The organism is Pradoshia sp. Z3_51, assembly GCF_058215915.1.
Genome location: NZ_JBZAJC010000001.1, coordinates 527,814 through 552,940, shown reverse-complemented (window position 1 = coordinate 552,940; position 25,127 = coordinate 527,814). Strand labels below are relative to the sequence as shown.

General features: G+C 37.7%; 29 protein-coding genes and 1 riboswitch. Of the genes, 21 read left to right on the top strand and 8 right to left on the bottom strand.

Annotation, left to right across the window (positions count from 1 at the left end; genetic code table 11):
- Positions 1–11: 11 nt before the first annotated feature.
- Positions 12–161: a cytochrome c oxidase subunit 2A gene (locus AC4BHA_RS02555; protein ID WP_066107311.1), complete on the bottom strand. Its 150-nt coding sequence runs from the start codon at positions 159–161 to the stop codon at positions 12–14.
- 313 nt (positions 162–474) lie between these two features.
- Positions 475–591: riboswitch (purine riboswitch) on the top strand.
- Positions 592–729: 138 nt separating this feature from the next.
- Between AC4BHA_RS02555 and AC4BHA_RS02550 the strand changes: the two genes are divergently transcribed.
- Together AC4BHA_RS02550 and AC4BHA_RS02545 are read left to right on the top strand one after the other, a co-directional pair.
- A complete protein-coding gene (locus AC4BHA_RS02550) occupies positions 730–1,326 on the top strand; it encodes a xanthine phosphoribosyltransferase (protein WP_490558110.1) in 597 nt (198 codons plus the stop codon).
- Complete coding sequence (locus AC4BHA_RS02545; protein ID WP_490551344.1) at positions 1,313–2,629, top strand: nucleobase:cation symporter-2 family protein; 1,317 nt, start codon at positions 1,313–1,315, stop codon at positions 2,627–2,629. Before AC4BHA_RS02550 ends, AC4BHA_RS02545 begins: the two co-directional genes overlap by 14 nt.
- Positions 2,630–2,963: 334 nt before the next feature.
- On the opposite strand, the gene AC4BHA_RS02540 is transcribed toward AC4BHA_RS02545, so the two are convergent.
- The 3 genes from AC4BHA_RS02540 to AC4BHA_RS02530 all read right to left on the bottom strand — a co-directional run bounded on the left by AC4BHA_RS02540 (position 2,964) and on the right by AC4BHA_RS02530 (position 4,217).
- Positions 2,964–3,392, bottom strand: coding sequence for a spore coat protein (locus AC4BHA_RS02540; RefSeq protein ID WP_490551345.1), 429 nt, complete (start codon positions 3,390–3,392; stop codon positions 2,964–2,966).
- Positions 3,393–3,426: 34 nt separating this feature from the next.
- On the bottom strand, positions 3,427–3,858 hold the full coding sequence (locus tag AC4BHA_RS02535) for a spore coat protein (RefSeq protein ID WP_490551346.1): 432 nt from the start codon (positions 3,856–3,858) through the stop codon (positions 3,427–3,429).
- Positions 3,859–3,989: 131 nt separating this feature from the next.
- On the bottom strand, positions 3,990–4,217 hold the full coding sequence (locus tag AC4BHA_RS02530) for a spore coat protein (protein ID WP_490551347.1): 228 nt from the start codon (positions 4,215–4,217) through the stop codon (positions 3,990–3,992).
- 250 nt (positions 4,218–4,467) lie between these two features.
- On the opposite strand from AC4BHA_RS02530, the gene AC4BHA_RS02525 reads away from it, so the two are divergent.
- The 8 genes from AC4BHA_RS02525 to AC4BHA_RS02490 all read left to right on the top strand — a co-directional run bounded on the left by AC4BHA_RS02525 (position 4,468) and on the right by AC4BHA_RS02490 (position 12,368).
- Positions 4,468–4,599: a hypothetical protein gene (locus AC4BHA_RS02525; protein WP_490558109.1), complete on the top strand. Its 132-nt coding sequence runs from the start codon at positions 4,468–4,470 to the stop codon at positions 4,597–4,599.
- 196 nt (positions 4,600–4,795) lie between these two features.
- Positions 4,796–4,924, top strand: a complete 129-nt coding sequence (locus AC4BHA_RS02520; protein WP_258188161.1) for a hypothetical protein — start codon at positions 4,796–4,798, stop codon at positions 4,922–4,924.
- Positions 4,925–5,034: 110 nt separating this feature from the next.
- Positions 5,035–8,676 carry a dynamin family protein gene (locus AC4BHA_RS02515; RefSeq protein ID WP_490558108.1) on the top strand — a complete coding sequence of 1,214 codons (3,642 nt, stop codon included), beginning with the start codon at positions 5,035–5,037 and terminating at the stop codon, positions 8,674–8,676.
- Complete coding sequence (locus tag AC4BHA_RS02510) at positions 8,648–9,487, top strand: sulfurtransferase (RefSeq protein ID WP_139891772.1); 840 nt, start codon at positions 8,648–8,650, stop codon at positions 9,485–9,487. Before AC4BHA_RS02515 ends, AC4BHA_RS02510 begins: the two co-directional genes overlap by 29 nt.
- A gap of 90 nt (positions 9,488–9,577) precedes the next feature.
- On the top strand, positions 9,578–10,468 hold the full coding sequence (locus tag AC4BHA_RS02505; protein ID WP_066107294.1) for a 5'-3' exonuclease: 891 nt from the start codon (positions 9,578–9,580) through the stop codon (positions 10,466–10,468).
- Between the two features lie 151 nt (positions 10,469–10,619).
- Positions 10,620–11,084, top strand: a complete 465-nt coding sequence (locus AC4BHA_RS02500) for an NUDIX hydrolase (RefSeq protein WP_066107291.1) — start codon at positions 10,620–10,622, stop codon at positions 11,082–11,084.
- A 139-nt stretch (positions 11,085–11,223) separates the two neighbouring features.
- Complete coding sequence (locus AC4BHA_RS02495) at positions 11,224–11,493, top strand: DUF6123 family protein (protein ID WP_066107287.1); 270 nt, start codon at positions 11,224–11,226, stop codon at positions 11,491–11,493.
- 140 nt (positions 11,494–11,633) lie between these two features.
- The gene (locus tag AC4BHA_RS02490; RefSeq protein WP_254654728.1) at positions 11,634–12,368 is read left to right on the top strand and encodes a DUF5694 domain-containing protein; all 735 of its coding nucleotides are present in this window, start codon (positions 11,634–11,636) and stop codon (positions 12,366–12,368) included.
- Positions 12,369–12,532: 164 nt separating this feature from the next.
- Here the strand turns inward: AC4BHA_RS02490 and AC4BHA_RS02485 are convergent, their stop codons facing one another.
- Positions 12,533–12,928: a VOC family protein gene (locus tag AC4BHA_RS02485; RefSeq protein ID WP_066107284.1), complete on the bottom strand. Its 396-nt coding sequence runs from the start codon at positions 12,926–12,928 to the stop codon at positions 12,533–12,535.
- A 49-nt stretch (positions 12,929–12,977) separates the two neighbouring features.
- The gene (locus AC4BHA_RS02480; protein WP_066107281.1) at positions 12,978–13,373 is read right to left on the bottom strand and encodes a reverse transcriptase-like protein; all 396 of its coding nucleotides are present in this window, start codon (positions 13,371–13,373) and stop codon (positions 12,978–12,980) included.
- Positions 13,374–13,503: 130 nt separating this feature from the next.
- Between AC4BHA_RS02480 and AC4BHA_RS02475 the strand changes: the two genes are divergently transcribed.
- Together AC4BHA_RS02475 and AC4BHA_RS02470 are read left to right on the top strand one after the other, a co-directional pair.
- The gene (locus AC4BHA_RS02475) at positions 13,504–14,169 is read left to right on the top strand and encodes a reverse transcriptase-like protein (protein ID WP_066107277.1); all 666 of its coding nucleotides are present in this window, start codon (positions 13,504–13,506) and stop codon (positions 14,167–14,169) included.
- Between the two features lie 8 nt (positions 14,170–14,177).
- Positions 14,178–14,393, top strand: a complete 216-nt coding sequence (locus AC4BHA_RS02470; protein WP_066107273.1) for a zinc-finger domain-containing protein — start codon at positions 14,178–14,180, stop codon at positions 14,391–14,393.
- Positions 14,394–14,417: 24 nt separating this feature from the next.
- Here the strand turns inward: AC4BHA_RS02470 and cspD are convergent, their stop codons facing one another.
- Entirely contained in the window at positions 14,418–14,618 is a 201-nt protein-coding gene (gene cspD / locus AC4BHA_RS02465) for a cold-shock protein CspD (protein ID WP_066107270.1), read from the bottom strand.
- A gap of 212 nt (positions 14,619–14,830) precedes the next feature.
- Here cspD and AC4BHA_RS02460 point away from each other — a divergent pair, with 212 nt between their 5' ends.
- Positions 14,831–15,817, top strand: coding sequence for an HD-GYP domain-containing protein (locus AC4BHA_RS02460; protein ID WP_066107267.1), 987 nt, complete (start codon positions 14,831–14,833; stop codon positions 15,815–15,817).
- An 88-nt stretch (positions 15,818–15,905) separates the two neighbouring features.
- Here the strand turns inward: AC4BHA_RS02460 and metA are convergent, their stop codons facing one another.
- Positions 15,906–16,814, bottom strand: a complete 909-nt coding sequence (gene metA, locus AC4BHA_RS02455) for a homoserine O-acetyltransferase MetA (protein ID WP_066107265.1) — start codon at positions 16,812–16,814, stop codon at positions 15,906–15,908.
- A 151-nt stretch (positions 16,815–16,965) separates the two neighbouring features.
- On the opposite strand from metA, the gene AC4BHA_RS02450 reads away from it, so the two are divergent.
- From AC4BHA_RS02450 to AC4BHA_RS02415, 8 genes are all read left to right on the top strand, one after another.
- Positions 16,966–18,654 carry a formate--tetrahydrofolate ligase gene (locus AC4BHA_RS02450; protein WP_139891777.1) on the top strand — a complete coding sequence of 563 codons (1,689 nt, stop codon included), beginning with the start codon at positions 16,966–16,968 and terminating at the stop codon, positions 18,652–18,654.
- Between the two features lie 37 nt (positions 18,655–18,691).
- Positions 18,692–19,198, top strand: a complete 507-nt coding sequence (locus AC4BHA_RS02445; protein WP_066107259.1) for a hypothetical protein — start codon at positions 18,692–18,694, stop codon at positions 19,196–19,198.
- A gap of 59 nt (positions 19,199–19,257) precedes the next feature.
- Positions 19,258–19,734, top strand: coding sequence for a glutathione peroxidase (locus AC4BHA_RS02440; RefSeq protein WP_139063861.1), 477 nt, complete (start codon positions 19,258–19,260; stop codon positions 19,732–19,734).
- Positions 19,735–19,856: 122 nt separating this feature from the next.
- Positions 19,857–20,699 (top strand): DegV family protein, encoded by an 843-nt coding sequence (locus tag AC4BHA_RS02435; protein WP_181162011.1) that lies wholly within the window; start codon positions 19,857–19,859, stop codon positions 20,697–20,699.
- Positions 20,700–20,710: 11 nt separating this feature from the next.
- The gene (locus AC4BHA_RS02430) at positions 20,711–21,310 is read left to right on the top strand and encodes an HD domain-containing protein (RefSeq protein WP_140461680.1); all 600 of its coding nucleotides are present in this window, start codon (positions 20,711–20,713) and stop codon (positions 21,308–21,310) included.
- On the top strand, positions 21,307–23,199 hold the full coding sequence (locus AC4BHA_RS02425) for an ABC-F family ATP-binding cassette domain-containing protein (RefSeq protein WP_490551354.1): 1,893 nt from the start codon (positions 21,307–21,309) through the stop codon (positions 23,197–23,199). Before AC4BHA_RS02430 ends, AC4BHA_RS02425 begins: the two co-directional genes overlap by 4 nt.
- Before the next feature lie 72 nt (positions 23,200–23,271).
- Positions 23,272–24,417 carry a conserved virulence factor C family protein gene (locus tag AC4BHA_RS02420; RefSeq protein WP_490551658.1) on the top strand — a complete coding sequence of 382 codons (1,146 nt, stop codon included), beginning with the start codon at positions 23,272–23,274 and terminating at the stop codon, positions 24,415–24,417.
- 202 nt (positions 24,418–24,619) lie between these two features.
- Positions 24,620–25,051 carry a BrxA/BrxB family bacilliredoxin gene (locus tag AC4BHA_RS02415; RefSeq protein ID WP_490558107.1) on the top strand — a complete coding sequence of 144 codons (432 nt, stop codon included), beginning with the start codon at positions 24,620–24,622 and terminating at the stop codon, positions 25,049–25,051.
- Positions 25,052–25,127: the final 76 nt, after the last annotated feature.

Below are 25,127 nucleotides of genomic sequence, written 5' to 3'. Positions count from 1 at the left end.
TCTCCCTTCTTCTACAGACGATCTAAAAATAAAAAGTAAACGCTTGCCCATACAATTAAAATGAATGCCCCAAGTGTTAAGACAGAAATCAATGTTCCGGAAAGATTAGTTTCTTCGTTCTTCTTAACCTTGACGGGTACGTTTAATTTAGTTTTTGCCACGTTTTTCTCCCCTCTCGAAAATAATGGAAATGTGCTTTGAGTATATTCTACTAGATAATATTGGAAATGGATGATAGTTATTTCATTTTCACAAATCGTTCACCAATAAGGTTATTACTGTATTAATAGTGTAAAATTGATATAACGAGTGTTTTATGGGTAGGATGAATGAAATAAATATGGCTGAATTGTGAAAAACAGTTTCTTTATAGAAGATTCGTCTTTTATTTGGACACAAATATTGGACAATATAAAAGTAGTTTTTGACGAAAAAACACTTTGCAAACGAGTATTTTGTTGATATAATTCTCAACATACTAATTACATACGCACTCATATAATAGCAGGGATATGGCCTGCGAGTTTCTACCAGATTACCAGTGTGGTTCGCCACCGAAATAATCTGACTATGAGTGGGAAACAAGCGCCCGAGTTAATAATGCGCTGTTCATATTTGTCCGGATATAAAGGACCTATGAATTGTTGTACCCACTTTTAGGTAGGTGACAATTTGTAGGTCCTTTTTATTTGTTCATTTATTTGAAGCAAGGGATTGGAGGAGTAAAAGTTGAAATTGTTAAAAGCTAAAATTATGGAGGAAGGGCAAGTCCTTTCAAGTGAGGTCCTAAAGGTAGATACGTTTTTAAATCATCAACTGGATCCTGAATTAATGGTGGCGATAGGTAAAGAATTCGCGAAGAGGTTTAAGGATGCTGGGATTACGAAAATTTTAACCATTGAGTCATCTGGAATAGCTCCATCGGTTATGGCAGGGCTTGAGCTTCAGGTCCCAGTTATTTTTGCCCGCAAGAAAAAATCATTGACCCTGCAAGACGACTTATATACGTCCATTGTTTATTCATTTACGAAAAAAGAAGAAAATACGATCTGCATTGGCCAAAAGTTTTTAAATGAAGAGGATGTTGTATTAATCATTGATGATTTCCTAGCAAAGGGACAAGCTGCTTTTGGGTTGGTTGATATTGTGAACCAAGCGAACGCCAAAATTGCCGGACTGGGAATTGTTATTGAAAAATCCTTCCAGGAAGGCGGTGAAATTTTAAGAGATAAAGGATATCGGGTAGAATCACTCGCTCGTATCCAATCCCTTGAAAAAAATAAAGTAATCTTTTTGGAGGAGGAAACAGCCAATGCAAATGAATAAATGGAAAACCGCTTCACTGGGTATCCAGCACGTATTAGCTATGTATGCCGGAGCAGTTGTAGTACCTTTGATTGTTGGTGGAAGTATTGGCTTAACCCCGGAGCAATTAACACATTTAGTTTCAATCGATATTCTGATGTGTGGAATTGCGACACTTTTGCAGGTATGGAAGAATCGATTCTTTGGTATCGGGTTGCCTGTTGTCCTAGGCTGTACATTCACGGCAGTGGGTCCAATGATTGCTATTGCAGGAGAATACGGAATACCAGCTATTTACGGAGCCATACTAGCATCAGGATTATTTGTTATTTTAGTAAGCAAGTATTTTAGTAAGCTATTAAAATTTTTCCCTCCGGTTGTGACGGGATCAGTGGTAACGATTATTGGGATGACTTTAATTCCGGTAGCTATGAATAATATGGCTGGCGGGGAAGGCTCGAGTGATTTCGGTTCAACATCTAATATCCTGTTGGCATTTGGTACATTGCTATTTATTATTATTCTTTATAAATTTTCAACAGGTTTTATACGAGCTATCTCTATTTTACTTGGATTAATTGCAGGTACAGTCGCAGCAGCTTTCATAGGAAAGGTGAACATCCAAGCTGTTATCGATGCCGATGCACTCCTAACTCCTACTCCTTTTTATTTCGGGATGCCAACCTTTGAATGGGCTCCAATCATAACGATGATTCTCGTGGCACTTGTAAGCTTAGTAGAATCAACAGGTGTTTATCTTGCTTTATCAGATATATGTGAAAAGGATTTAAAAGAAGAGGATTTTGCTAAAGGATATCGCGCAGAAGGGTTAGCGATTGTGTTCGGTGGTATCTTTAATTCTCTTCCCTACACGACATTTTCTCAAAACGTCGGATTAATCCAAATGTCCGGTGTACGTTCTAACAATGTGATTTATACGGCAGGTCTGTTTCTGGTCCTGATTGGCTTCAGCCCTAAAATTGGTGCCATCACAACGATTATCCCTTCATCTGTACTGGGCGGAGCAATGGTTGCTATGTTTGGTATGGTGGTAGCGGCGGGAATTAAAATGCTAAGCCAAGTAGACCTGCAATCTCAGGAAAACTTGCTGATTATTGCATGTTCTTGCGGAATCGGTCTTGGGGTATCTGTTGTCCCGGAAATGTTTGCCAATCTGCCAGATACATTGAAAATCCTGACTGAAAACGGAATTGTGGCTGGAGGGATAACTGCGATAGGATTAAATCTATTGTTTAATGTAATCTTCAAAAAGACCCAAAAAGATAGTCCACTGATTCAAAATAAGGAAGAAATAGTTTATTAATTCGATTTATTTTGAGGTAAGTTTATCTATTTTAATGCCTAAAAACTGTTGGATTGTCCGCGTGTCCTATCAAATTACTGAAAAGGTAGTATTCATTTTGTTCAACAAAGTAAAGAATAATTAAATAGATGTGAAGAATCAAGTGATATTTGTTTGATAGAGCATAACTCTGCTAGAAGGCAGGGGAATGGCGAAAATGTAAGTGACCGGCTTATTAGTAAATTTCCAAGAGTTCATTTCAAAATAGTGATTAGAAAGTAAAAAGACATGAGCTAGTCATGTCTTTTTACTATATTATACAGGTTATCCATCTTTAGTATCTTGAACATCATCTTTATCCAATATCTAGTCTAGCAACAATAGCCACAAGAATTTGGATTAATACTTGTATATTTAAAGCTATTTGAGTATCCGTACTTTCGACCCTTACACACTTTGAACCAGTAATAATTGTTTTTTGGGTATTTCGTTGTTTAGATTTGAAAAATTGTTTTAAATCTTGAACTACCCCTTTGCCGGCTTCATTATCCCCAACTGATATACTAATAACAATTGCGATTGCTACTTGAATAGCTGCTTGTAAAGATAATGCTACTTGAGTATCTGTTGTATGCACTTCCACATCCTCAGAATCTTTGACGACGATCCATTCATAGGATTGTTGTGTGATTGATGTGATTTGATCAGCTTCTTGTGTGACTTCCGCATCATCATCGTTCTTGCAATTGAAATTATCTAATGCTCTCCAATTCTTTTCACTCATTTTTCTTCTCACCTCTTATTTTATTTTTTTAAATTTACGCGATATCTAATCTGGCTACAATAGCTAGAAGTGCTTCCAGCATTACTTGAAGGTTTGCAGAGATATCTGTGTCAGTAGTTGTAACCCTAACGTCCCTTGAATTTTCGATATGAATTTTCTGTACGCTCTTTTGCTCAGAATTAAAGTGCTGAAGAAGGTCTTGAACAACACCATCGCTATCATCTGAATCTGCAATTGAAATTTCAATTACCAATGCGAGTGCGAGCTGCAATGCTAATTGGAGGGACACTGCTGCTTGAGTTTCTGTAGTTTGAACAAACACGTTACCTGAATCCTTGATAACGATTAATTCATCTGATTCTTGGATTTCAGCAGTGAACTGATCAGCGTCCTGGGCTATCTCTGCCGAGTGCCTCTTGTTCTCATCCCTTTCACTTTCGTAATTGTCACCAAAATAATTTGACATTTTTCTACCACTCCTTTGTGATTTAGTCTTTATAAAATATGAGGATGTCCTTTGTTTTGATTGGACAAAAAGCTCAAATGTGTTTGTCCATCGAAAAAAAAAACGCCTGCTAATCAGGCGTTTTAAAATGATCATTTTTCACTGCTTTTGTTATCCTCGGTTGATGAGGATTTTACAAATGTCTCCACCTGGTTAGTCAAATCACTAACTAACTCTTTTATCATTTGCTTTTGTTCATCGGATAACTTTTCTTTAGCCTTCTCAGCGTTAATTCCATTTTTCCGAAAAAGATCACTTACTAGTAAATTAATTAGCTGCTGAGGGATCAACTGTGGGGATTGATTCTGGTCATCACTCACAAATTTCACTCCTTTTATTAAAATATAATCAGAATCATCATATGTACGTCATTAATATTATTCCTGTACAATCTACATAAAATTAGAACAGATAAAAGTAAATAGGCATATGCAATTGATATAATGCTTCTTTTTGGAGTGGTTTACAGTTTTAATAAAGAACAAAGAGAAATGAATTAATATACTCTAAATTAGGAACCAGCAACCATCATATTACATATACTGTATGTAAAAAAGGTGGATACACCATATGAAAAAGTATTATTGTATTCATTGCCATTCATTACATGAGATGCTGAAAGTCTGCCATGTCTGTGGACAGGACCGATTGAGGGAAATTTTTATAACGATTCAGCATAACGAAAAGAAGAGCGGCAATTAACCGGATAAATCATGAACAATCTGTCTTGGTATTCAGGGGAGATTGTTTACCTGTTGTTTAGAACTTACATAAAGCACAGGAGTGTATAGGTAATATCTGTTTTGAACAGAATTTTGATTGAAAATGATTATCATTGATGATACACTGGAACTATAATGAGAGACGTTATCAATTAACTACATGACAGGGAAGGTGCATGATGATGATTTGGGTATTTGTAGGTGCAACGGTAACAGCCTTTAGCGGAGTCATGGTTCATGTTTTAAATAATGTAGCAAATCCTAAAGTTATAGCAGCTCAATCACAAGCTAATCAAAGTATGTAAGTTCAGACAAAAGTCTGAACTTATTTTTTTACCAAAATAGATATTGATGGGCAACTATTCCAATTTTCGATAAAATAGATAGATAAATGATTATTAATAAGGGGATAAGTATGAGACTGCATACAAGGGAAGTAACACTTAACCAGCTTTACGCTATTTATAAGTACTTTGAACAAGATGGGGATCAAGTACGGGCACAAAAAACGATCGATATTATGAATAAGGTTAATGATAATGAGTATAGCTTGGCATTTTGCGGACATTTTTCGGCCGGAAAATCTACGCTTATTAATTATATTTTGAAACAGCCGATATTGCCTTCCAGTCCCATTCCGACAAGTGCTAATATCGTGAAAATACGGAGCGGCAATGGAGAAGCCAGGGTCACTTTAAATGATCAAAAATGTCTAATCTTTCAGCCGCCAATTGATTTTAACAAAATTAAAGAATTTGCGAAAAACGGCGGTTCTATTCAAAAAATTGATTTAATGATTCAGAATTTTCCGTATGAAAACAACTTAGTCTTATTGGATACACCAGGGATTGACTCAACTGATGAAGCCCATGAATTGTCGACTGCCTCCTCATTTCATCTGGCCGATGCGGTTTTTTATGTGACCGATTACAATCATATTCAGTCAGAAATAAATTTTCAGTTTACAAGAGATCTCGCACGTATGGGGAAAAGAATATATGTCATCATTAATCAAATCGATAAACATCAGGAGGATGAGCTTTCTTTTACATCTCTTAAACAAAGTGTAAAGCAAGCTTTTAAGGATTGGGATATACCAGTAGAAGAGTTTTACTTTACTACTATGAAAGCGGATGATCATCCCTTTAACCAAGCTCACCGGGTAACTGAAAAAATAGCTGAATTAGCTGGTATTGCCCCAGCTTATGATGTGAATTCACTTCTTAACCATTTAATAACGGAGCATCTAAATTGGAAAGAAGCCGATTCTAATCAAGCAAGAAATCATCTCGAGCAGAAGCTGCATGACAAACAGAATCATCACTTGTTAGAAATCATTGATTCTGCTGAAAAATTTAGTAAGAGTATCATTAATTTCCGTGAGCATGAGGAAGATATATTTGATGAACAAATTGGGCTTATTATTGAAAATAGCAATATCACTCCATATGAATCCAGGGAACTGGCGAAATCATATTTGGAGTCAAAGGTTACATCTTTTAAGGTTGGGAGAATATTTGGAAAAAGTAAAACAGAACAAGAAAAAGAAACTCGTAAAGCTAATCTGATTCAAAATATTAAACAGCAGACTGAATCGACGATATTGTGGAATTTAAATGAATATTTTCAAAGAATGATAAACGATTATCCAGGACAAAAACAGGAGAGTCAGAATATCATCCAGTCATTCGACTATGATATTCCCTATGAAACGATCATTGAGGTAGATCAGTTAGCTTCTGTTACCAGTGACTTGGTGTTGAATTTTTCCAAGGATTTGGCATCTTCCATTAAAAAAGCTGCGGGCAAGCAAGCGTTAACTCTTTTCAATACCTTGGTGAGTCAGTGGGAAGAGGAAAGAGAGCAGCGTCTCACCCAGGTGAAGGAGGAATTAAAGTCGGACCATTCTATTCTTCACATTTGGCAGGATTGGCAAGTACAGCTGACTAATCAGCGGAGCTATAAAGATAAAATTATGAATGAGTTGACTAAAAGATCCAGATATACCATTACAGAAGTCATGGAATTCCTGCAAAGCCAGCAAATAGAGGGTTCAATTGTGGAGATGGATATTAAAGAAGTTAAAGATATTGAACCTGAGCCAAAGCCTGAACTGATTACAAAAAAAGTGGAGACGGCACAGTCGATTTATACATCTGAGCAAGTGGCTTTAAAGCTGCAAAAAGCTTCCCAGGCTTTGAACCACTTACCTGGTCTTGAGAAATTAGCGCAGGAGCTGAAAAATAGGGCAGATTCACTGATGAATCAAACTTACACTTTAGCTCTCTTTGGTGCTTTCAGTGCAGGGAAATCCTCATTTGCCAATGCACTTTTAGGGGCAAACGTTTTACCCGTTTCACCGAATCCTACTACCGCTGTCATTAATCGTATTTTGCCGCCAACGAGCATACATAAACATGGTACAGCTACCATTCACGCTAAGACGGAGACCATGCTACTCGATGATTTAAATGAACTGTGGTATGAGGATGGTTTAAAAGTACAGGATCTAGCGATGGCAAGGAAACAGGCGCAAACCATGCTCGAGAAACAAAGCTATGCGCTAGGATTAAAGGTTTCTTTCCTGGAGGCATTTTTAAAGGGGGTTGATTCCTTTGAAGAAAATCTTGGTAAAAGTTTTGCCGTTTCATTGGATGAGTTTTCTGTGTATGCAACAGATGAAACAAAATCATGCTTTATCGAACGCATTGATTTATATTATGACTGTGATTTAACGCGAAAAGGCGTTATTTTAGTAGACACTCCCGGAGCGGATTCTGTTAATGCGAGACATACAGGTACCTCCTTCAATTATATAAAGCATTCGGATGCGATTTGCTTTATTACGTATTATAATCACCCATTCGCACGGGCTGACCGAAATTTCCTTGATCAACTGGGACGGGTTAAGGATTCATTCAGTATGGATAAAATGTTCTTCCTTTTGAATGCGGCTGATTTGGCTGAAAATTTGGAGGAGAGAAAGGTGGTTGAGGGTTATTTACGCAGTGAATTGCAAACTTCAGGAATCCATCATCCACGGATTTATCCGATTTCAAGCCGTGCAGCGCTACAACAAAGGACTGAAGAACTCAATTCAGGAAATGAGGCATATATCGAGCTGTTTTCCCATTTTGAATCAGCTTTCTATTCATTTATTCAGGAGGAGCTTAAAGGTATATTAGTTAATGCAGCTATGCTGGATTTGGATAAGGCACTTCAGCTTACCAGTCGACTTGTCGAGCTGTCCAATGAAACCGAGGAGCAGAAGACGAAAAGACGTGTCCAATTGCATGGAAACTGGGAGCGAGTGTTAGTGATATTAAATGAAAAAAGATTTACTCATGAAATGGCCAGGATGAAGCAGGAAACAGAAGAATTGATTCATTATAGTAAGCAAAGGATTAACCTGAACTTCCCGAATTATTTTAAAGAATTTTTTAATCCCGGTACATTAAAGGACCATCGGCAGTCCCTTTTAGCCTGTACGAATCGTTTACTTGATCAAGTCAGAATTGAATTGGCCAATGAAATACTGGCTACATCCTTGCGTTTAGAGGTTATGGTCAAAAAGACCATGCATGATACCTATGTCCAGTTAGTTCAAGAGATTCAAACCATCCATAAAGATTGGTCATTCAGTGAGCCTAAGTCATATTTACAAAACGAATATAATACCGACCGAGCGCTATTAAATTTAACGGCAGATGATTTCAAAGAAGAACTGAGACTTTTCAAGGGTACCCAGCATTTCTTTGAAAAGAATGGTAGAAAACCAATGGCTGATGCCTTTTTGGAGAAGTTAAACGACTATCTAGATGTTTATTATACAGATCAACAGAACAAATTGTTTGAGCATTTTGAATCAGCCATTCAGTATATAAGTCTTTCATTAATTGAGGAGATGAAAACCGAAGGCAATGAACGATTGAAAAGTATGGAATTGACATTAAACAAGAAATCTAATCCTCAAATTTACCTGGAGGCTGAAAAGCAAATCAAGTTAATTTTAGAATCGGAGGAGGAGAATGCAGTTGCAGCTGGTAAAAGAGTCTGAATGGTTATTTGAACATTTGAGTGATCCTGATTTACGTATCATCGATTGCCAATTCCATTTATCCAATAAAACAGCGGGACGAGAACAATATAGAGAATGCCATATACCGGGAGCTGCTTTTATGGATGTTGCTCAGGATTTGTCCGGTCCAATTAAGGAACATGGAGGAAGACACCCGCTTCCTGCGAGAGAAGACTTTATTGAACTAATGAAAGCCATCGGTATACATGAACAGACAACCGTTATTGCTTATGATGGCGGCGAGGGAGCTTTTGCCGGTCGCTTTCTATGGACAGCCCAATTATTTGGATATGAGCGTGTATATGTACTTAATGGGGGATTAAAGGCTTGGCTGGAGAAAGGATATCCAGTAACCGAGGATATTCCTGTGCTGACACCAACAGATTATGCCCCTGTCATGAATAAGAATCTATTAGTCACTTACCCTGAAGTGAAAGACTGGGCAGAGAATGATAGACCAGGTTATTTAATAGATTCCAGAGAATCAGACCGCTATAAAGGAATCCATGAGCCGATTGATCATAAAGCTGGGCATATACCCGGTGCAATAAATATGGATTGGACTGAAAATTTCAGGAACGGTAAATATTTGCCTGTACCAGAGTTGGAAAACCGTTTTAATCACTTGAACAAAGATGAGCCAATCATTGTTTATTGCGGTTCCGGTATTACAGCAACTCCTAATTATATTGCACTCAAGGAAGCAGGTTTTACGAATGTGAAAATCTATGCCGGCAGCTTTAGCGATTGGATATCCTATCCGGAAAACAGAATAGAAACGGACCAGTAAATTGATTTGATGGGAAATTTTTAAGAAGAGAATAAGGCCCGGATATGGTACAATCTGATAACAGAGAATCAGAACATCAGGGGGATTAGGATGAATCAAAATACCAATACATTATTATTAATAGATGGTTTTAACTTACTTAGCAGAGGTTATTTTGCAACTGCTTATGGGAAAACAGAAGATCAATTATATCGAAATAAAAATGGGATTTATACCAATGCACTGCGCGTGTTTTTTCAAAAAATGTTCAGCCTTATTAAAACTCACCAAGTAACGCATTTAGCTGTTGCTTGGGATGTAAAGCGCGAAGAATCGTCCCGCAGACAAAAATTTGATTTTTACAAAGCGACACGCGGAGAATTGCCGGCACCGCTCATTATGCAATATGAAACATTGCGTTCAAGTCTAGAACGGATTGGCGTTAAGCAGCTGTCTGTGCCTTCCTATGAAGCAGATGATGTAATCGGTGCGATTTCTACTATGTGGAGTACGAATAACATGGGGAAATGCTTAATTTACAGTAATGACCGTGACCTGTTTCAATTGCTGAATGAACATACGAGTCAAATTATTGCCAGTAAAACAGGAGATCGTGTTTATACCATTGAAGATTTTCGTGAGGATTATGGAATAGAATCAGCGCAATGGGTCGATGTAAAAGCACTGCTGGGCGATGCAAGTGATAATATTCCGGGCTGTCCTGGTATTGGTGAAAAGACAGCTTTACCACTTATCCAGCATTACCAAACGCTGGAGGGGCTATATGAACAGCTGGAATTATTAGATCCAAAATTCAATCGATGCAAGAAAAAGCTGGCGGCAGGACAGGAATCAGCCTTTATAAGCAAAGAATTGGCCCAAATTATATGTCAAATAGATGTATTTGAGGATTGGACTCATGAACATCTCATGTATGAGATTAATCATGATATTTTGGCTGATGAACTGGAAGAATTAGAATTAAGAATTCGTGTCAGCTAAAAATATATTGAGTAGTCATGATCGAGCTTTATGCCTGAAGGTTTAGGGCTCGATTTTTTTTTTTTTTTTTGATTGATTCATATAAACATGCAAAATCTTCGCTGTTACATTGATTAGTATTACAGAGCGGTAAATAAAAGGAGAGATGAGATTGGGCTATATTGAAGATTTAAGAGCTATTGTGGGTCATCGTCCCTTAATATTAGTTGGATCAGTCGTCGTTATTTCTGACAAGGAAGGCAGGCTGTTGTTGCAGCAAAGAAAATTTCCGAAGGAGTCATGGGGGCTCTCAGGTGGCTTAATGGAGCTGGGAGAAACGACCGAAGAAGTAGCCAGACGTGAAGTGACAGAAGAAACCGGCCTTACGCTGGGCAAGCTGCATTTTATTAATGTATATTCCGGACCGGAGTATTTTGTAAAGGCTGCTAATGGAGATGAATTCTATTGTGTCACGATTGCGTATTATACAAATGAATACGAAGGTGAATTAGTTGTAGATGAAAGTGAATCTATAAAGTTTGAATTCTTTTATCCACATGAATTACCGGGAAGAATCGTTAAAAGCCATAAAAAAATCATTGATGAATATTTATTAAAATTGGATACCGGGAAATAAGGGAAGGGTTAATTCAGTTGTAAAAGTCACCTGGGTGATCAACCTTTTTCAGACAATTCGACAAAAACCTGTATTCAACTTTTTAAAAATGTTTTACAATAAAAGAGTAATTTTGTGAAGGAGTGTGTTTGGGGGATACATGGAAAAATTAGAAGACTATATTTGTAGATTATCTTCGAAAGGATTTCGTCTTGGAGAAGAGGCAATAGGATTTATCTATTTTGGAAAACAGTTGACTTCAGCACCAGACTGGATCGTAAACATTGCACTGGAAAATACATTGAAAGCTCAAAAGAGATTTGATGGAGGTTTTTATATATCACTGCTGGAAACCTTGGTGAATGGTAAAGTTTCCAACAGAAAAGAAGCAAATCAATTAATGAAGGAACATGGCTTACAGGTATCTTGATTTCAATAAATCAAGGTATTTTTTTGTGGCTATTAATCCATATATAAACTAGTATTGCCAGCTTTATTGCTAAAAGATAGCTTTTTAGGCAGGATTTTTCCTGAATATTGTCTAATAAATGGATGATTAGGAGGGATATCATGTCGAAAAAGCCAAAAGTAATGATTCTCGGAACTTTTCATTTGCGATATACACCGGATTTTCATCGCGGAGATTTCGATGAGTCTATCATAACGGATCAGCAAAGGGAAATTGAAGCAGTCGTTAAATGTCTGAAAGAATTTAAACCGACTAAAATAGCCCTTGAAGTCGTAAAAGAAGAACATACTTCTCTAAATGACGAGTATGATAAATATCTGAATGGTGAGTTGAGAAATGAGGTCAACGAAATCCACCAATTTGGATTCAGGACTGCTGCTGAATTAGGTCATAAGGAAGTTTATGCGGTCGATTGGATGGAATCGGTTGGGAATAGGGGACTTGGTCAGGTATATGATTGGGCAAAAGAAGAACAGCCAGATAAATATGAATTTATTAAGGACCATTACTGGTCAAAGTTAAATAAAAGCTTTGATCACATTGATATTTATGAGTTAGTTAAAGCGTGCAATACAGACTCAAGAATTAAACTAGAGCATGAATTGAATATGATGATTGCACAAATAGGAAAAGGAACAGACTATATCGGGATTGATTGGCTAAGATGGTGGTATCAGCGAAATTTAATTATTTATGCGAATCTTGTTGAAATGACTGTTTCACCCGAGGACAGAACACTTTTAATAATAGGTTCAGCCCATATTCACCTACTGACTCAGTTCATCAAAGAAAGTGGAACAATGGATGTTATTCCTGCTATAAACTATTTTAATTAGTCGTATCCTAAAGGGTTTTCTGAGTTTTTTATACTGAACTGGTAATGTATTTTGGTTATAAAAATGACATTCTTATTACTAAAATTCTCACTTAAATAGTTGGCAAGATGTTCTGGGGTTACAATTTCAACTACTATACATTAGAACAACTAACCTAAGGGAGGTTAGGGTGCTACTAATTCAACTTTAATTCTGTCAGGATCTTCGAAAAAAACGGCATAATGATTTTTCCCACCTGCAAATGGATGTTGATCCTGATAAAGAATTAATATATCCTTTTCTTTTAATTTCTTTGTTAGATCGTCTACCTGTTGCCTGGATTCGGCATGAAACGCCAAATGGTTTAATCCCGTTCCACATCTGTGATAAGGGATATCCATATATTTATCCTCCGTCTGAACGAAGACTATATAGGTATCCCCTATTCTAAAGCTTTGTCCACTATCCCACTCCTGGTAAAGTTCATATCCCAATTCAGCTAGAAGCCAGCCCCAAAAGTCAATGGATTTATTTAAATCTGATACATTGATTTCAATATGATGGATAAGCCCTTGAGACAATGATTTTTCCTCTTTTCTATTTTTATTCCATACCGTTTCAACCGAATGATTATTTCTGCTCGTTCATTTGCACAGCTTGCCGGGATAACAGATCAGCTGATTTGTTTTGCGATTCTGGAATCCATTTGATGAAAAATAAGGAGAATTCAGACGAAAGCTCCAGTGCCTGATTGAGTAATTGTCTAAAGGATTCTTTTTTTACATACTCTTTTTCCATTGCATCCGCCACGTGTTTTGAATCGGTTCGAACAGAGATGACATCGTAATTTTTATCCAGGCATATCTTCAAAGCATGGATCAAGGCTAAGTATTCAGCTTCATGATTATTATGGATGCCAAGGGGTATGGAATATCGGTGGACTTCACCATCTGCTTTTATAAAAATACCGGCACCGCTTGGACCTGGATTTCCTTTAGCTGCGCCATCTACATATACTTCTATCATAAGAAAACATCCTTTCAAGTTAAAAAGTACATGAATTTTTATTAAATGTCTACTGTCATAGTTTTAGTGGTATCAGGATAATTTATATATAATGAATTAATTGTATAAAGGATTGGGAAGGGAGAAAGAAATGAACGTAACAGTAAAGGGTATCTACAATAAATCCAAAATACCTCCTATAACCTTCACATCAGAAGAAATGGAAAGTCAATTTGCTTTAAGGCTTGTCAATGATCTCGAAAGCACGGGAAGATGGCGAGATTTCATTTTTATTGATGAACTGGGACAGGAATGGACAAAGAAACAGTTTCAAAAGCTGACAGAGGAAATAGAAGAAACCCCACAGAATGTAACGATTTATTTTGATGGAAGTCACAGACCGGGTGAAACCTTTGCAGGAGCTGGCATTGCGATTTATTACACACAAAACAATAAAAGGTTTCGCATACGGAGCAATGAAGTCTTTGATTATATAGAGGACAATAACGAAGCAGAATATTGTGCATTATTAGCAGCTGTCAAAAGGCTTGATGAACTGGGAGTTAAACATCAAAAAATTATGATAAAAGGGGATTCTCAGGTCGTATTGAAACAATTAACAGGAGAATGGCCTTGTTATGAAGAAAATTTAAATAAGTGGCTGGATCGGATCGAAGAACAGCTTAAGAATCTTGGCTTGCACTTTGAGACAATGGCAGTTCCAAGAAAAGATAATGAGGAAGCACATCGGCTGGCAACACAGGCACTAGAGGGAATTGAGATAGACGGTCAACTTGAATTACCAAAAATGGGGTGATGTTATCGATGAATAAAAAAAAGGGAAAAAAAGATGCTCTTAAACAGGTTGATTTTTTGTTAAGTACGTATTGTGATGGCTGCTTTCTACACAAACAGCTTGTTCGGGATAACGGCCGTACTCATGCACACCGTTTTTGTATCAATCAGTGTACAGTTGGTGAATCCTTGAAACATATAGGCGGAAATTTAAATAAGAAAACAGAAAAGCCGCCTATCCAATAGGCGGCTGTTAATTTTGGTTTATTATTAGGCTTTTTGTACGTTAGTAGCTTGAGGTCCTCTTTCTCCATCTACGATTTCGAAAGTAACTTCTTGGCCTTCTTCTAAAGATTTGTATCCTTCACCTTGAATTGCTGTGAAATGTACGAATACATCATCTCCGCCTTCAACTTCGATAAAACCAAAACCTTTTTCGTTGTTAAACCATTTTACTTTACCGTTTTGCATAGATTTATTCCTCCTAAAACTGTGGCTCAAAAGCCAATTACTATTTATCATAAACTTTAGATAAGTCATGATAATTTCAATATACAACATTCAAATATACAGTGTCAAAATGGATTTTAAAAAATATTGAAAATTTTTAAGAGGTGACTGGATAATTGGGTAAATATGGTATAATTGTTAAAATGAAATGAAAACATATGTCGGGGTGTCTGATGGATACACATCATAATGGTTTTTCTAATTATTTGCTGGAAAGAGTTTATATGAATCAATTACAAAAAGAAATAAGAGATAAGGTGGAACAAAAAACACCTTCTATCAAAGATAATGGGGAATTCCGAATGATGACGACAGAAGAGGTTTCTTTATGCATGGATCAGGCATGTACGGATATTCGGCATATATTTAAGGATATAAAGAGACGTGGAGAAATTTCCGTCAATCGGGTTAAACAGGAGATTATCCCTGTTATCAAGAGTGCATCATCGAGTCCGCGAATTTTTGAATTGCTTCATCAAACTAAACGTAAAGAGGAGTATACATACTGGCACTCCATTTGCGTAGGAATTCTATCCGGTCTAATCGGGAGATGGCTGAGATTGCCTATAGATGAGCTGGAAGACCTTATGATTTCTGCTGTTTTGCATGATATCGGCATGACCATGGTTCCGGAGAACATCTTAGATAAATCAGGTAAACTTACCTCTCAGGAATATAATATAATGAAACAACATACCGTCTATGGGCATGAACTATTAAGTAGTCTCGACCATATCCCTGATTCGGCTGCCATTGTTGCCTTGCAGCACCATGAGAGAGAAGATGGAATGGGGTATCCTCATGGATTAAAGGGTAAGCAAATTCATTACTTTGCTAAGATTGTCGCCATAGCAGATATATATCATGCGATGTCCTCAGAAAGAGTTTATCACGAAGCAACACCATTTTATTTAATCATCAAACAAATGCAGAATGATGTATATGGAACATTAGATGCTCATATTTTATTGGTTTTCATGGATAGATTGCTTCAGGCGCTGGTGGGCAAAAAAGTAAAGCTGAATAATGGCGAATATGGTTCGATTCTTCTCATAAATCGATATAATCCACTTAAGTCTTTAATAAAGACTGAAAGGGGAATCATAGATTTAATGGCATTTAGGGATATTGAAATCGTTAAGATTATTAATGAAGTATAAGAGGATATTGGATATTAGAAGAAAAAGACAGCTGATAGGCTGTCTTTTATATTTTATATAAGAATTTCTATTGTAAGAATACTTATCATTATTTCCACTGGTAAGGTGTCGTCTGATAGACATAATAATTCAGCCAATTAGAAAATAGAAGACTTGCGTGGCTTTTCCATGTATGAAATGGGAGCTGCAGCGGGTCGTCCTCAGGAAAATAATTTTGAGGAATAGGGGCACCTGAGCTCTTTGATAAGTCACGCTTATATTCATGGGACAAGGTAGCCAAATCGTATTCTGGATGACCGGTTACCATAATTAATCGTTTATCCTTAGAAGCGACCAGGAACAAACCTGCTTCCTCCGATTCTGCTAAGACGATTAACTCCTCATGATTGCGGATCTCTTCTGCTTCAATATCTGTATATCTTGAATGCGGAGCGTAAAAAACATCATCAAATCCTCTTACAAGGCTTTCGAATGGTTTCAATACTTTATGCTTATAGATGCCTGTACATTTTTTATTTAATAATTGCTTTGATATTCCAAAATGATGGTATAGGGCTGCTTGGGCTCCCCAGCATATATGAAGGGATGAGGTTACATGCTCCCTTGACCAATCCATTATGTTGATTAGCTCATTCCAATAGTGAACTTCCTCGAAGTCTAGCTTTTCAACCGGCGCTCCAGTAATAATTAAGCCGTCGAAGCGCTTCGTTGATACTTCGGGGAAGGTTGAGTAGAATTGTTCCAAATGTGTATGGGGTGTGTTTTTACTTTCATGTGTTTCCATTCGTAAAAAGGTTATTTTGACTTGCAGAGGAGTATTGCTTAGTAATCGAAGCAGCTGTGCTTCGGTTTTCTCTTTTTCAGGCATTAAATTTAAAATGAGAATGTTTAAAGGTCGGATATCCTGACTAAGAGCTCTGTTATCATCCATTACGAAAATATTTTCTTCTTCTAAAATTTGTTTGACGGGTAGTTTATTTGGAATCGTAATCGGCAAGATATGGACCTCCTTGTTTGTTTAAATTTTCAAAATATTAAATAATATTACCATTGTATTCATATTTTTGAGAGGTTGTAAATAATAATGTGTGTTTGATATATATTTTTTGTTAAACTAATTATGACTATTGATTTTTAGGGGGCTCAGCATGAATTTGGACACAATTGTAAAAAGTGATATCGAGATTGCTTTAAATGCAAAAATGAAACCCATAAAAGAAATTGCTGAAACGATTGGATTAAAGGAAGAAGATTGGGAAGCTTACGGGAAATACAAGGCGAAAATCTCTCTTGATGTGTTAAAATCCCGCAGCACCAAAAAGGATGGGAAATTAATTCTCGTTACTTCCATCAATCCTACTAAAGCAGGGGAAGGGAAATCAACGGTAACCGTTGGTCTAGGAGATGCGTTTTCTCTTCTTGGAAAGAAAGCAATGATAGCGATGAGAGAACCTTCTCTTGGACCAGTCATGGGTGTAAAGGGAGGTGCAACTGGCGGCGGTTATTCACAGGTACTCCCAATGGACGAAATTAACCTGCACTTTACTGGTGATTTACATGCCATCACAACAGCAAATAATGCACTGGCAGCTCTGATTGATAATCATATACAGCAGGGAAATGAACTGCAGATTGACCCGCGGAAAATTATTTGGAAAAGGGTCCTTGATATGAATGACCGTGCTCTTCGGCATATTGTAATCGGGCTTGGCGGGGATAAGCACGGAATTCCCCGTGAAGATGGCTTTGATATAACCGTAGCATCTGAAATCATGGCAATTCTTTGTCTCGCGATAGATTTAGATGACTTAAAAGATAAATTAGGGAAGATTGTGATTGGATACACCTATCAGGATACACCTGTTTCTGTTTCAGACTTGGGTGTAGAGGGTGCACTAACTTTATTGTTGAAGGATGCTTTAAAGCCTAATTTGGTTCAAACTATTGAACATACGCCTACGCTAATTCATTGTGGTCCGTTTGCAAATATTGCACATGGATGCAACAGTGTACTTGCTACAAAAACAGCCCTTAAGCTAGCTGATTATTGTGTTACAGAAGCAGGATTTGGTGCGGACCTTGGCGGAGAAAAATTCTTGAATATTAAGACAAGCGCTGCTGATCTTACTCCGGATGCTGTCGTTATCGTGGCAACATTAAGAGCCTTAAAGATGCATGGTGGCGTACAATCGGATAAATTAAAAGAGGAAAATCTAAATGCGATTGAATTAGGGTTCCAGAATTTAGTGAAGCATTGTGAAACGATTCAAGCTTTTGGATTGCCTTTTATCGTCGCTTTAAATAAATTTTCTGCAGATACTGATGCAGAGGTGGAACGATTCAATACTTTATGTCAGAAACATGGATTACCTTTCTCTTTAACAGAAGTGTGGGAAAAAGGTGGGCAGGGCGGATTGGACCTTGCAGCAAAACTTGAAGACCTTATGAAGGAGAATACCAATACATTTAAACGTCTATACGAATCAACGGATTCCATTCAAGAGAAAATTGAAAAAGTCGCAAAAATTGTATATGGGGCACAAAAGATTGAATATTCTCCTGAAGCTCTGCAACAAATACATAAATATGAATCAGAAGGATGGGGGCAGCTCCCTGTTTGTATGGCTAAAACCCAGTATTCATTATCGGACAATCCAAGTTTGTTGGGCAGGCCTGAAGGATTTACATTGTATATCAAAAAGCTAAAGCCTTCTGTAGGAGCAGGTTTTATTGTGGTACTTACTGGAGATATTATGACAATGCCTGGATTACCTAAAAGACCAGCTGCTTTAAAGATGGATGTCGACGAGAATGGCAATGCGGTCGGATTGTTTTAATAAGGATAGGTAGATTATGTAAAATGGAGGTGATCTCATGTTTGATCCATCAGTTTTTGAAAACCTGAAAGTAGTAGTTGAAGGTGCCTTTTATGATTTAGACTTAGAAGGCGAGTTAGCCATCATAGACAGGCATGATTATGTTGACTTAGCCTATATGTCAAGAATTTTTGAGATTAGTACAAGGCTTGATGCTTCGATGGAAAAAGCGGTTGAATGTACACTTTCTTTAAGTGCAGGTTTACAAGCTTTCTCATCAGAAAAGCTATCATCCATAACTAAACGCGAGCCGGGATGTGATCTTAAAATTAAATTTAGGTATATCGATCCTGAGCATCCTCTCCGCAATATTCATATATTGAAGCAGATCTGGGATAAAGGGTATCATTACCGGGTTTTTAAACATACTCCGATTGGATTTAAACATGAAGATCCATTCGTAACGATTGAAATTAAGCAGGATAAGCCAATTTATGAGGATGAAATTGATCAATTACATACCTATGTCAGCCAAATCCATCATATACTGAAAGCAGAAGGTTAGATTTTTTTGAACGAAAGTAAAACTTGATCAGTCATGTATTTTTAGCGGGAGTGAAGATGATGAACATTTATGATTTTAAGGCTAACTTAATCACTGGAGATGAAGTTTCCTTTGAAAGATATATGGGGAAGGTCCTGCTTATTGTGAATACTGCCAGTAAATGTGGGTTTACTCCACAGTATAAAGAGTTAGAATCCTTTTACCAAAAATATAAGGAGCAGGGCTTGGTTATTCTTGGATTTCCGTGCAATCAATTTATGAATCAAGAACCCGGAGATGAAATGGAAATCCATTCATTCTGCCGAACTAATTATGGAATTACCTTTCCTATGTTCGCAAAAGTGGATGTAAGAGGAGACCAAGCTCATCCATTATTTAATTATTTAACAGAACAGGCCCCTGGTGTGATGGGTTCCAAGGCGATTAAATGGAACTTTACAAAGTTTCTCATTGATCGAAATGGAAAGATTGTAAAACGTTTTGCACCCTCTACAAAACTTTCTGAAGTAGAGAAAAGTATCGTTGATTTATTATAGGACAGACCTCTCCTTTGCTAGGAGAGGTCTTATATTTGTATCTTTTTAAAAACGCTTTTGGTTATAATAGGAGTAACGCCATTTATCGGTTATGTATTCCATGAGGTATGGGGGTTGGTTGCATGATGAAAAAAGTAGCGTGGGTAACAGACAGCTCTGCTGTATTAGATGATGAACTTAGAGCCAATAAAGATGTTTACGTTTTACCGGTCCACATGATGATTGATGGAAAGTCTTATTTGGATGGTGTAGATCTAACAACCGATGAATTAGTTGAACACATAGAAAAGGGATCCACTCTTACCTCATCGCAGCCATCGATTGGCGATTTCAAAAAGCTTTACGACAAGTTGGCTGTTACCTATGACTCTATCTTCTCCTTTCATATCTCTGATAAATTAAGCGGTACATATTCTACAAGTGTTCAAGCTGCCGAGCTGGTGGATATCCCGGTTTTTAATGTGGATACTCATTATCTTGCTTATCCATTGACGTTATTGATAAAGAAAGCTATTAAAATATGGGAAACTTCAAATGAACCTACAGAAGTTGTGGAAGCAATCCATGCGCTTAAATCTAAGTTAAGAGTGTATGTTTGGATAGGATCTCTTCAGCAGCTTCATAATAGCGGCAGGCTTAACACCTCAAGCTATTACCTGGGAAGTCTTTTGAATATAAAGCCAATCGTAACCTTTCAGGAAGGAAGTCTACAGATTAAAACCAAGGTTCGTACATGGAAAAAGGCAACAGAAAAAATCCAATCTTACTTAAAACAATCCCTGGGGTCCTACCAGATTGAAGAAGTTTTTATGCTGTATGGAAAACAGATCAGTCAAACAAGCGATTGGGTCCGGATGGTTGAAAGAATCAGTGAGGAATTATCAATTACGATACATCCGCTCGGGACTGCCCTTTGCCTTCACGCAGGCGTTGAAACAGTAGGAATCGGATGGATAGAAAAGTAAAGGAGTTTATTATGCGCGAAGCTATTAAGGCAGCGGAAGAATTCGTGAAAAAACGTTTTATTAACGATACAACGGGCCATGACTGGCAGCATATGGATCGTGTCAGAAGGCTATCCTTATTAATCTATCAAACCGAGCAAACAGGCGATCCTGAGCTAATTGAACTGATCGCCTTACTGCATGATCTATCCGATTCCAAATTAAATGGGACAAAAAAAGCGGGAGAAGCGGTACTTAGCGAATGGCTCGAATCTAATGTGAAAAATGAAGAAATTAGGGGAAAGATTAAAAGGGATGTCTCCAGTATCTCATTTAGTGAGGGTTTAAGAGAGGGCTTATCCCCTGAAGCAGCCATTGTGCAGGATGCGGACCGTCTGGATGCATTGGGAGCTATTGGTATAGCCCGTGCTTTTGCATATGGCAGTCATAAGGGGCATCCTATTTATTTACCGAAGGATGATTCTGCCCCTAGTACATTCACGCATTTTTATGATAAATTACTACTATTAAAAACCTTGATGAATACACGTACAGGTAAAAGGTTGGCAGAAGAACGTCATCAATTTATCTTGTTGTTTTTAGAACAGTTTAAAAAGGATATGATGGAATGAAAGTATTAAAAGGAATCGACATTAAAAAGGAATACGGAGAGAAGACTCTCTTTAAGGATATTAACTTTAGCATAAGTGAAAACGAAAAAATTGGTTTAATCGGCTTAAACGGAACAGGGAAATCTTCACTGTTAAAAATCATTGCCGGCATTGAAGAAATGGACGGAGGATTGATTGATAAGCCAAAGGATTACCGGATTTCATATCTAGGACAGAATGTTGAAGTAAACGAAGATGAAAAGGTATCAGCCTTTATTTATAGAAATGACTCACCTGTATTTCAAACTGTACGAAAGTACGAAGAGCTATTGGAACATATGAAGGAGTCCCCAAATGATTCAGCTCTTCTTGATAAAATGTTTCATTTGCAAGCTGAAATGGATGCAAACGGTGGCTGGGAGATCCATTCAAATGCACAAATTATGTTAAATAAGCTAGGAATCAAAGACCTTAATGTTAGAATGGGTTCTTTATCCGGAGGGCAAAAAAAGCGTTGCGCTTTAGCTAAAGCATTAATGGAAAAAGCAGATTTGCTTATTTTGGACGAGCCGACAAACCATTTGGATTATGACAGTATCGAGTGGCTGCAGGAGTATATCCAAGGATATCAAGGCTCGGTTTTATTTGTAACTCATGATCGATATTTCTTAGATGCCGTGACTAAAAAGATTTGGGAGCTTGATAAGGGGCAATTGCATTCTTATGACGGAAACTACGAGAAATTTTTAGAAATCAAAGCGATCAGAGACGAGATGGAAGCAAAATCAGCTCATAAAGTTTCAAGGCTGTTCCAACAGGAATTGGCCTGGATGCGGAAAGGGGCAAAAGCGAGAACGACGAAACAAAAAGCGAGAATTCAGCGCTTTGAATCCTTGCAGGAGGAAGCGAATGCTGGTAATGCAAGTGACGATTTAAGTTTGGATGTTGCTTCAACCAGACTTGGGAAAAAGGTGTTGGAGCTGGTTAATCTTTCAAAATCCTATGGAAATAAACTCTTAATCGATCAGTTTTCTGTCATTTTACAAAAGGGAGATCGAATTGGTATCCTTGGAGCCAATGGCAGTGGAAAAACAACCATATTAAGAATGCTTGCCGGTTCTGAGTCTTTAACTAGTGGCTCAATTGATCGGGGTTCTACGGTATTGATTGGCTATTATACTCAGGAAAATGAAGATTTACCACTCAATAAGCGAATGATTGAATATATCCGGGAAACAAGTGAAGCGGTCACGCTTGCAGATGGTGAGCGAATTTCGGCCGCACAAATGCTGGAACGTTTCCTTTTTGAGCCACATACGCATGGGACGGTCATCGGGAAGCTTTCAGGCGGAGAAAAAAGAAGGCTTTATTTATTGAAGATATTGATGGAGTCTCCAAATGTACTTTTATTGGACGAACCGACAAATGATTTGGATATTCAGACATTAACTGTTTTGGAAGAGTATCTTCAGCATTTTCCGGGTGTTGTTATAACCGTATCACATGATCGATACTTCTTGGATAAAACATGTCATAAATTATGGGTATTTACAGGGAATGGACAGATTCAGCAATACTATGGGCAGGCAAGTGATTACTTGGAATGGAAACAGGAGCAGGAAAGACTTGCAACTGCCGTTGAGAAAGAGTCAACTCCTAAAATAAAACGTGCAGAAGAGACAAAAACGAAAAAACGTCTATCCTATCATGAGATGAGAGAATGGGAAGGCATCGATGAAAAAATAGAAGCGGTTGAAAAACGACTGGAGGAAGTAGCTGCCGAACTAAATAAAGCAGGCAGTGATTTTGAACTGGCGAATAAATTAGCTGAGGAAGAAATTCAATTAAATGAAGAACTGGAACATTTGATTGAACGATGGTCCTATCTTTCAGAAATACAAGAAGGCTAAATCGTAAGTATGTAAATATTTTGATAGATATGCTACAATCCCCCTAGATAAATAGATCAGGGGGATTTTATGATGAGGATTGTCTCAATTGAGCCTACACCGAGCCCGAATACGATGAAGGTTATCTTAAATGAAGAATTGCCGGCTGGTAAAAGTACGAATTATAAAAAGGATACGATTGATACCGCACCTTCATTTATAAAAGAAATTTTACATATTGAAGGTGTTAAAGGTGTATACCATGTAGCAGACTTCCTGGCCGTTGAAAGAAATGCTAAATATGATTGGCCTGGTATATTGGCACAGGTTCGAACCGTTTTCGGTGAGACAGTTGAAGACACTGGAACTAATCCAATTAATTCTGGCAAAGGATTTGGAGAAGTGAAGGTCCAAATTCAAGTTTTTAAAGGAATCCCTATCCAGATTAAAGCAAATAGTGACCTGGAAGAAAAACGATGGGCTATGCCGAAAGCATTTATGGATGCTTTCCAAGTATCTCAGCTTGAGGATGATAATGCTGTGTTGATCCGAAAATGGATTGATTTTGGCAATCGTTACGGGGAGCTTGAGCAGATTGGGAAAGAGGTGATGGATGAAGTCATCGCCTTATATCCAGAAGAACGGTTAGCGAAGCTTGTTGCAGACGTTCAGGACACCACCACCAAGAAGTCCGAACCCGTTAAGGTGAAAAGAAGAAAGCTAACGGAAGCTGATTTGGATCAGGAAGACTGGAAGGCCAGATTTCAAGCATTGGATCAGATGGAGGATCCGGAAGTTTTGGATCTGCCACTCCTCAATAAGGCATTGGAGGATGAAAAAGCATCTATCAGAAGGCTTGCTGTGGTCTATTTAGGAATGATTGAAGACACGATTGTTTTGCCATATTTATATAAGGGACTAAAAGATAAGAGTGTAACGGTCAGAAGAACAGCGGGAGACTGCTTGTCTGATTTAGGCTTCCCGGAAGCTGAACAGGCTATGATTGAAGCTTTAGCTGATAAAAGTAAGCTAGTACGCTGGAGAGCGGCCATGTACTTGTATGAGGTTGGTGGGGAAAATGCTTTGCCAGCGCTTCGAAAAGCGGAAAATGATGAAGAATTTGAAGTGGCTCTGCAGGCGAAGATGGCCAGTGAGCGTATTAAAAATGGTGATGAAGCCCTTGGGTCTGTATGGAAACAAATGACTGAAGCCAGAAAAAATAACAAGGTTCAAGAATAATAGAGCATATCAGGAAGGCAGTGTCGAATCACTTGGCAGCTGCTTTAGTTGAGCATAGGAAAGAGTATATGCCTCTGTTTAAACGGGGAGTTTACATCTATATTAGGTAATGTTACATACAATATTAGGGAATACATGGATTGCACATGTAAGCTATCTAATGTATCCTACAAATGTAATACTTTGAATGGGGGAATTATGAATGTCTATGGCATATGAAGAATATATGAGACAAATGGTTAAACCAATGAGAGCAGAGTTGACTGAAGCAGGCTTTGAAGAATTAACGACTTCGGAACAAGTAGATGAATTTATGGAAAAGGCAGAAGGTACTACATTGGTTGTAGTCAACTCCGTATGCGGATGTGCGGGCGGCTTGGCAAGACCGGCTGCAGCAGAAGCAGTAAATGCTGAAATTAAACCGAATCATTTTGTAACAGTCTTTGCCGGTCAGGATAAAGAAGCAACAGCCAGAATGAGAGAATATCTTGGGGAAGTTCCATCTTCACCTTCAATGGCTTTATTAAAAGGAAATGAAGTGGTTCATTTTATTCCAAGACATGAGATTGAAGGACATACTTTAGAAGACGTTAAAGAGAATTTATTAAATGCTTTTTCTGAGTATTATAAATAAACGTAAGGGAATGCTCACATGAGTATTCCTTTTTTTAATATGAGCCTGAGGGTAAATAAGTTTCTATCGGTTTAGA

Coding starts and splice junctions, on each gene's coding strand:
- AC4BHA_RS02435 (WP_181162011.1), top strand. CDS start 19,857: ATGATGAAAAAAGTAGCGTGGGTAACAGACAGCTCTGCTGTATTAGAT.
- AC4BHA_RS02505 (WP_066107294.1), top strand. CDS start 9,578: ATGAATCAAAATACCAATACATTATTATTAATAGATGGTTTTAACTTA.
- AC4BHA_RS02470 (WP_066107273.1), top strand. CDS start 14,178: ATGAATAAAAAAAAGGGAAAAAAAGATGCTCTTAAACAGGTTGATTTT.
- AC4BHA_RS02535 (WP_490551346.1), bottom strand. CDS start 3,858: ATGTCAAATTATTTTGGTGACAATTACGAAAGTGAAAGGGATGAGAAC.
- AC4BHA_RS02480 (WP_066107281.1), bottom strand. CDS start 13,373: ATGATAGAAGTATATGTAGATGGCGCAGCTAAAGGAAATCCAGGTCCA.
- AC4BHA_RS02545 (WP_490551344.1), top strand. CDS start 1,313: ATGCAAATGAATAAATGGAAAACCGCTTCACTGGGTATCCAGCACGTA.
- cspD (WP_066107270.1), bottom strand. CDS start 14,618: ATGCAAAACGGTAAAGTAAAATGGTTTAACAACGAAAAAGGTTTTGGT.
- AC4BHA_RS02510 (WP_139891772.1), top strand. CDS start 8,648: ATGCAGTTGCAGCTGGTAAAAGAGTCTGAATGGTTATTTGAACATTTG.
- AC4BHA_RS02495 (WP_066107287.1), top strand. CDS start 11,224: ATGGAAAAATTAGAAGACTATATTTGTAGATTATCTTCGAAAGGATTT.
- AC4BHA_RS02440 (WP_139063861.1), top strand. CDS start 19,258: ATGAACATTTATGATTTTAAGGCTAACTTAATCACTGGAGATGAAGTT.
- AC4BHA_RS02525 (WP_490558109.1), top strand. CDS start 4,468: ATGAAAAAGTATTATTGTATTCATTGCCATTCATTACATGAGATGCTG.
- AC4BHA_RS02515 (WP_490558108.1), top strand. CDS start 5,035: ATGAGACTGCATACAAGGGAAGTAACACTTAACCAGCTTTACGCTATT.
- AC4BHA_RS02420 (WP_490551658.1), top strand. CDS start 23,272: ATGAGGATTGTCTCAATTGAGCCTACACCGAGCCCGAATACGATGAAG.
- AC4BHA_RS02475 (WP_066107277.1), top strand. CDS start 13,504: ATGAACGTAACAGTAAAGGGTATCTACAATAAATCCAAAATACCTCCT.
- AC4BHA_RS02430 (WP_140461680.1), top strand. CDS start 20,711: ATGCGCGAAGCTATTAAGGCAGCGGAAGAATTCGTGAAAAAACGTTTT.
- AC4BHA_RS02415 (WP_490558107.1), top strand. CDS start 24,620: ATGTCTATGGCATATGAAGAATATATGAGACAAATGGTTAAACCAATG.
- AC4BHA_RS02425 (WP_490551354.1), top strand. CDS start 21,307: ATGAAAGTATTAAAAGGAATCGACATTAAAAAGGAATACGGAGAGAAG.
- AC4BHA_RS02460 (WP_066107267.1), top strand. CDS start 14,831: ATGGATACACATCATAATGGTTTTTCTAATTATTTGCTGGAAAGAGTT.
- AC4BHA_RS02445 (WP_066107259.1), top strand. CDS start 18,692: ATGTTTGATCCATCAGTTTTTGAAAACCTGAAAGTAGTAGTTGAAGGT.
- AC4BHA_RS02450 (WP_139891777.1), top strand. CDS start 16,966: ATGAATTTGGACACAATTGTAAAAAGTGATATCGAGATTGCTTTAAAT.
- AC4BHA_RS02540 (WP_490551345.1), bottom strand. CDS start 3,392: ATGAGTGAAAAGAATTGGAGAGCATTAGATAATTTCAATTGCAAGAAC.
- AC4BHA_RS02490 (WP_254654728.1), top strand. CDS start 11,634: ATGTCGAAAAAGCCAAAAGTAATGATTCTCGGAACTTTTCATTTGCGA.
- AC4BHA_RS02520 (WP_258188161.1), top strand. CDS start 4,796: ATGATGATGATTTGGGTATTTGTAGGTGCAACGGTAACAGCCTTTAGC.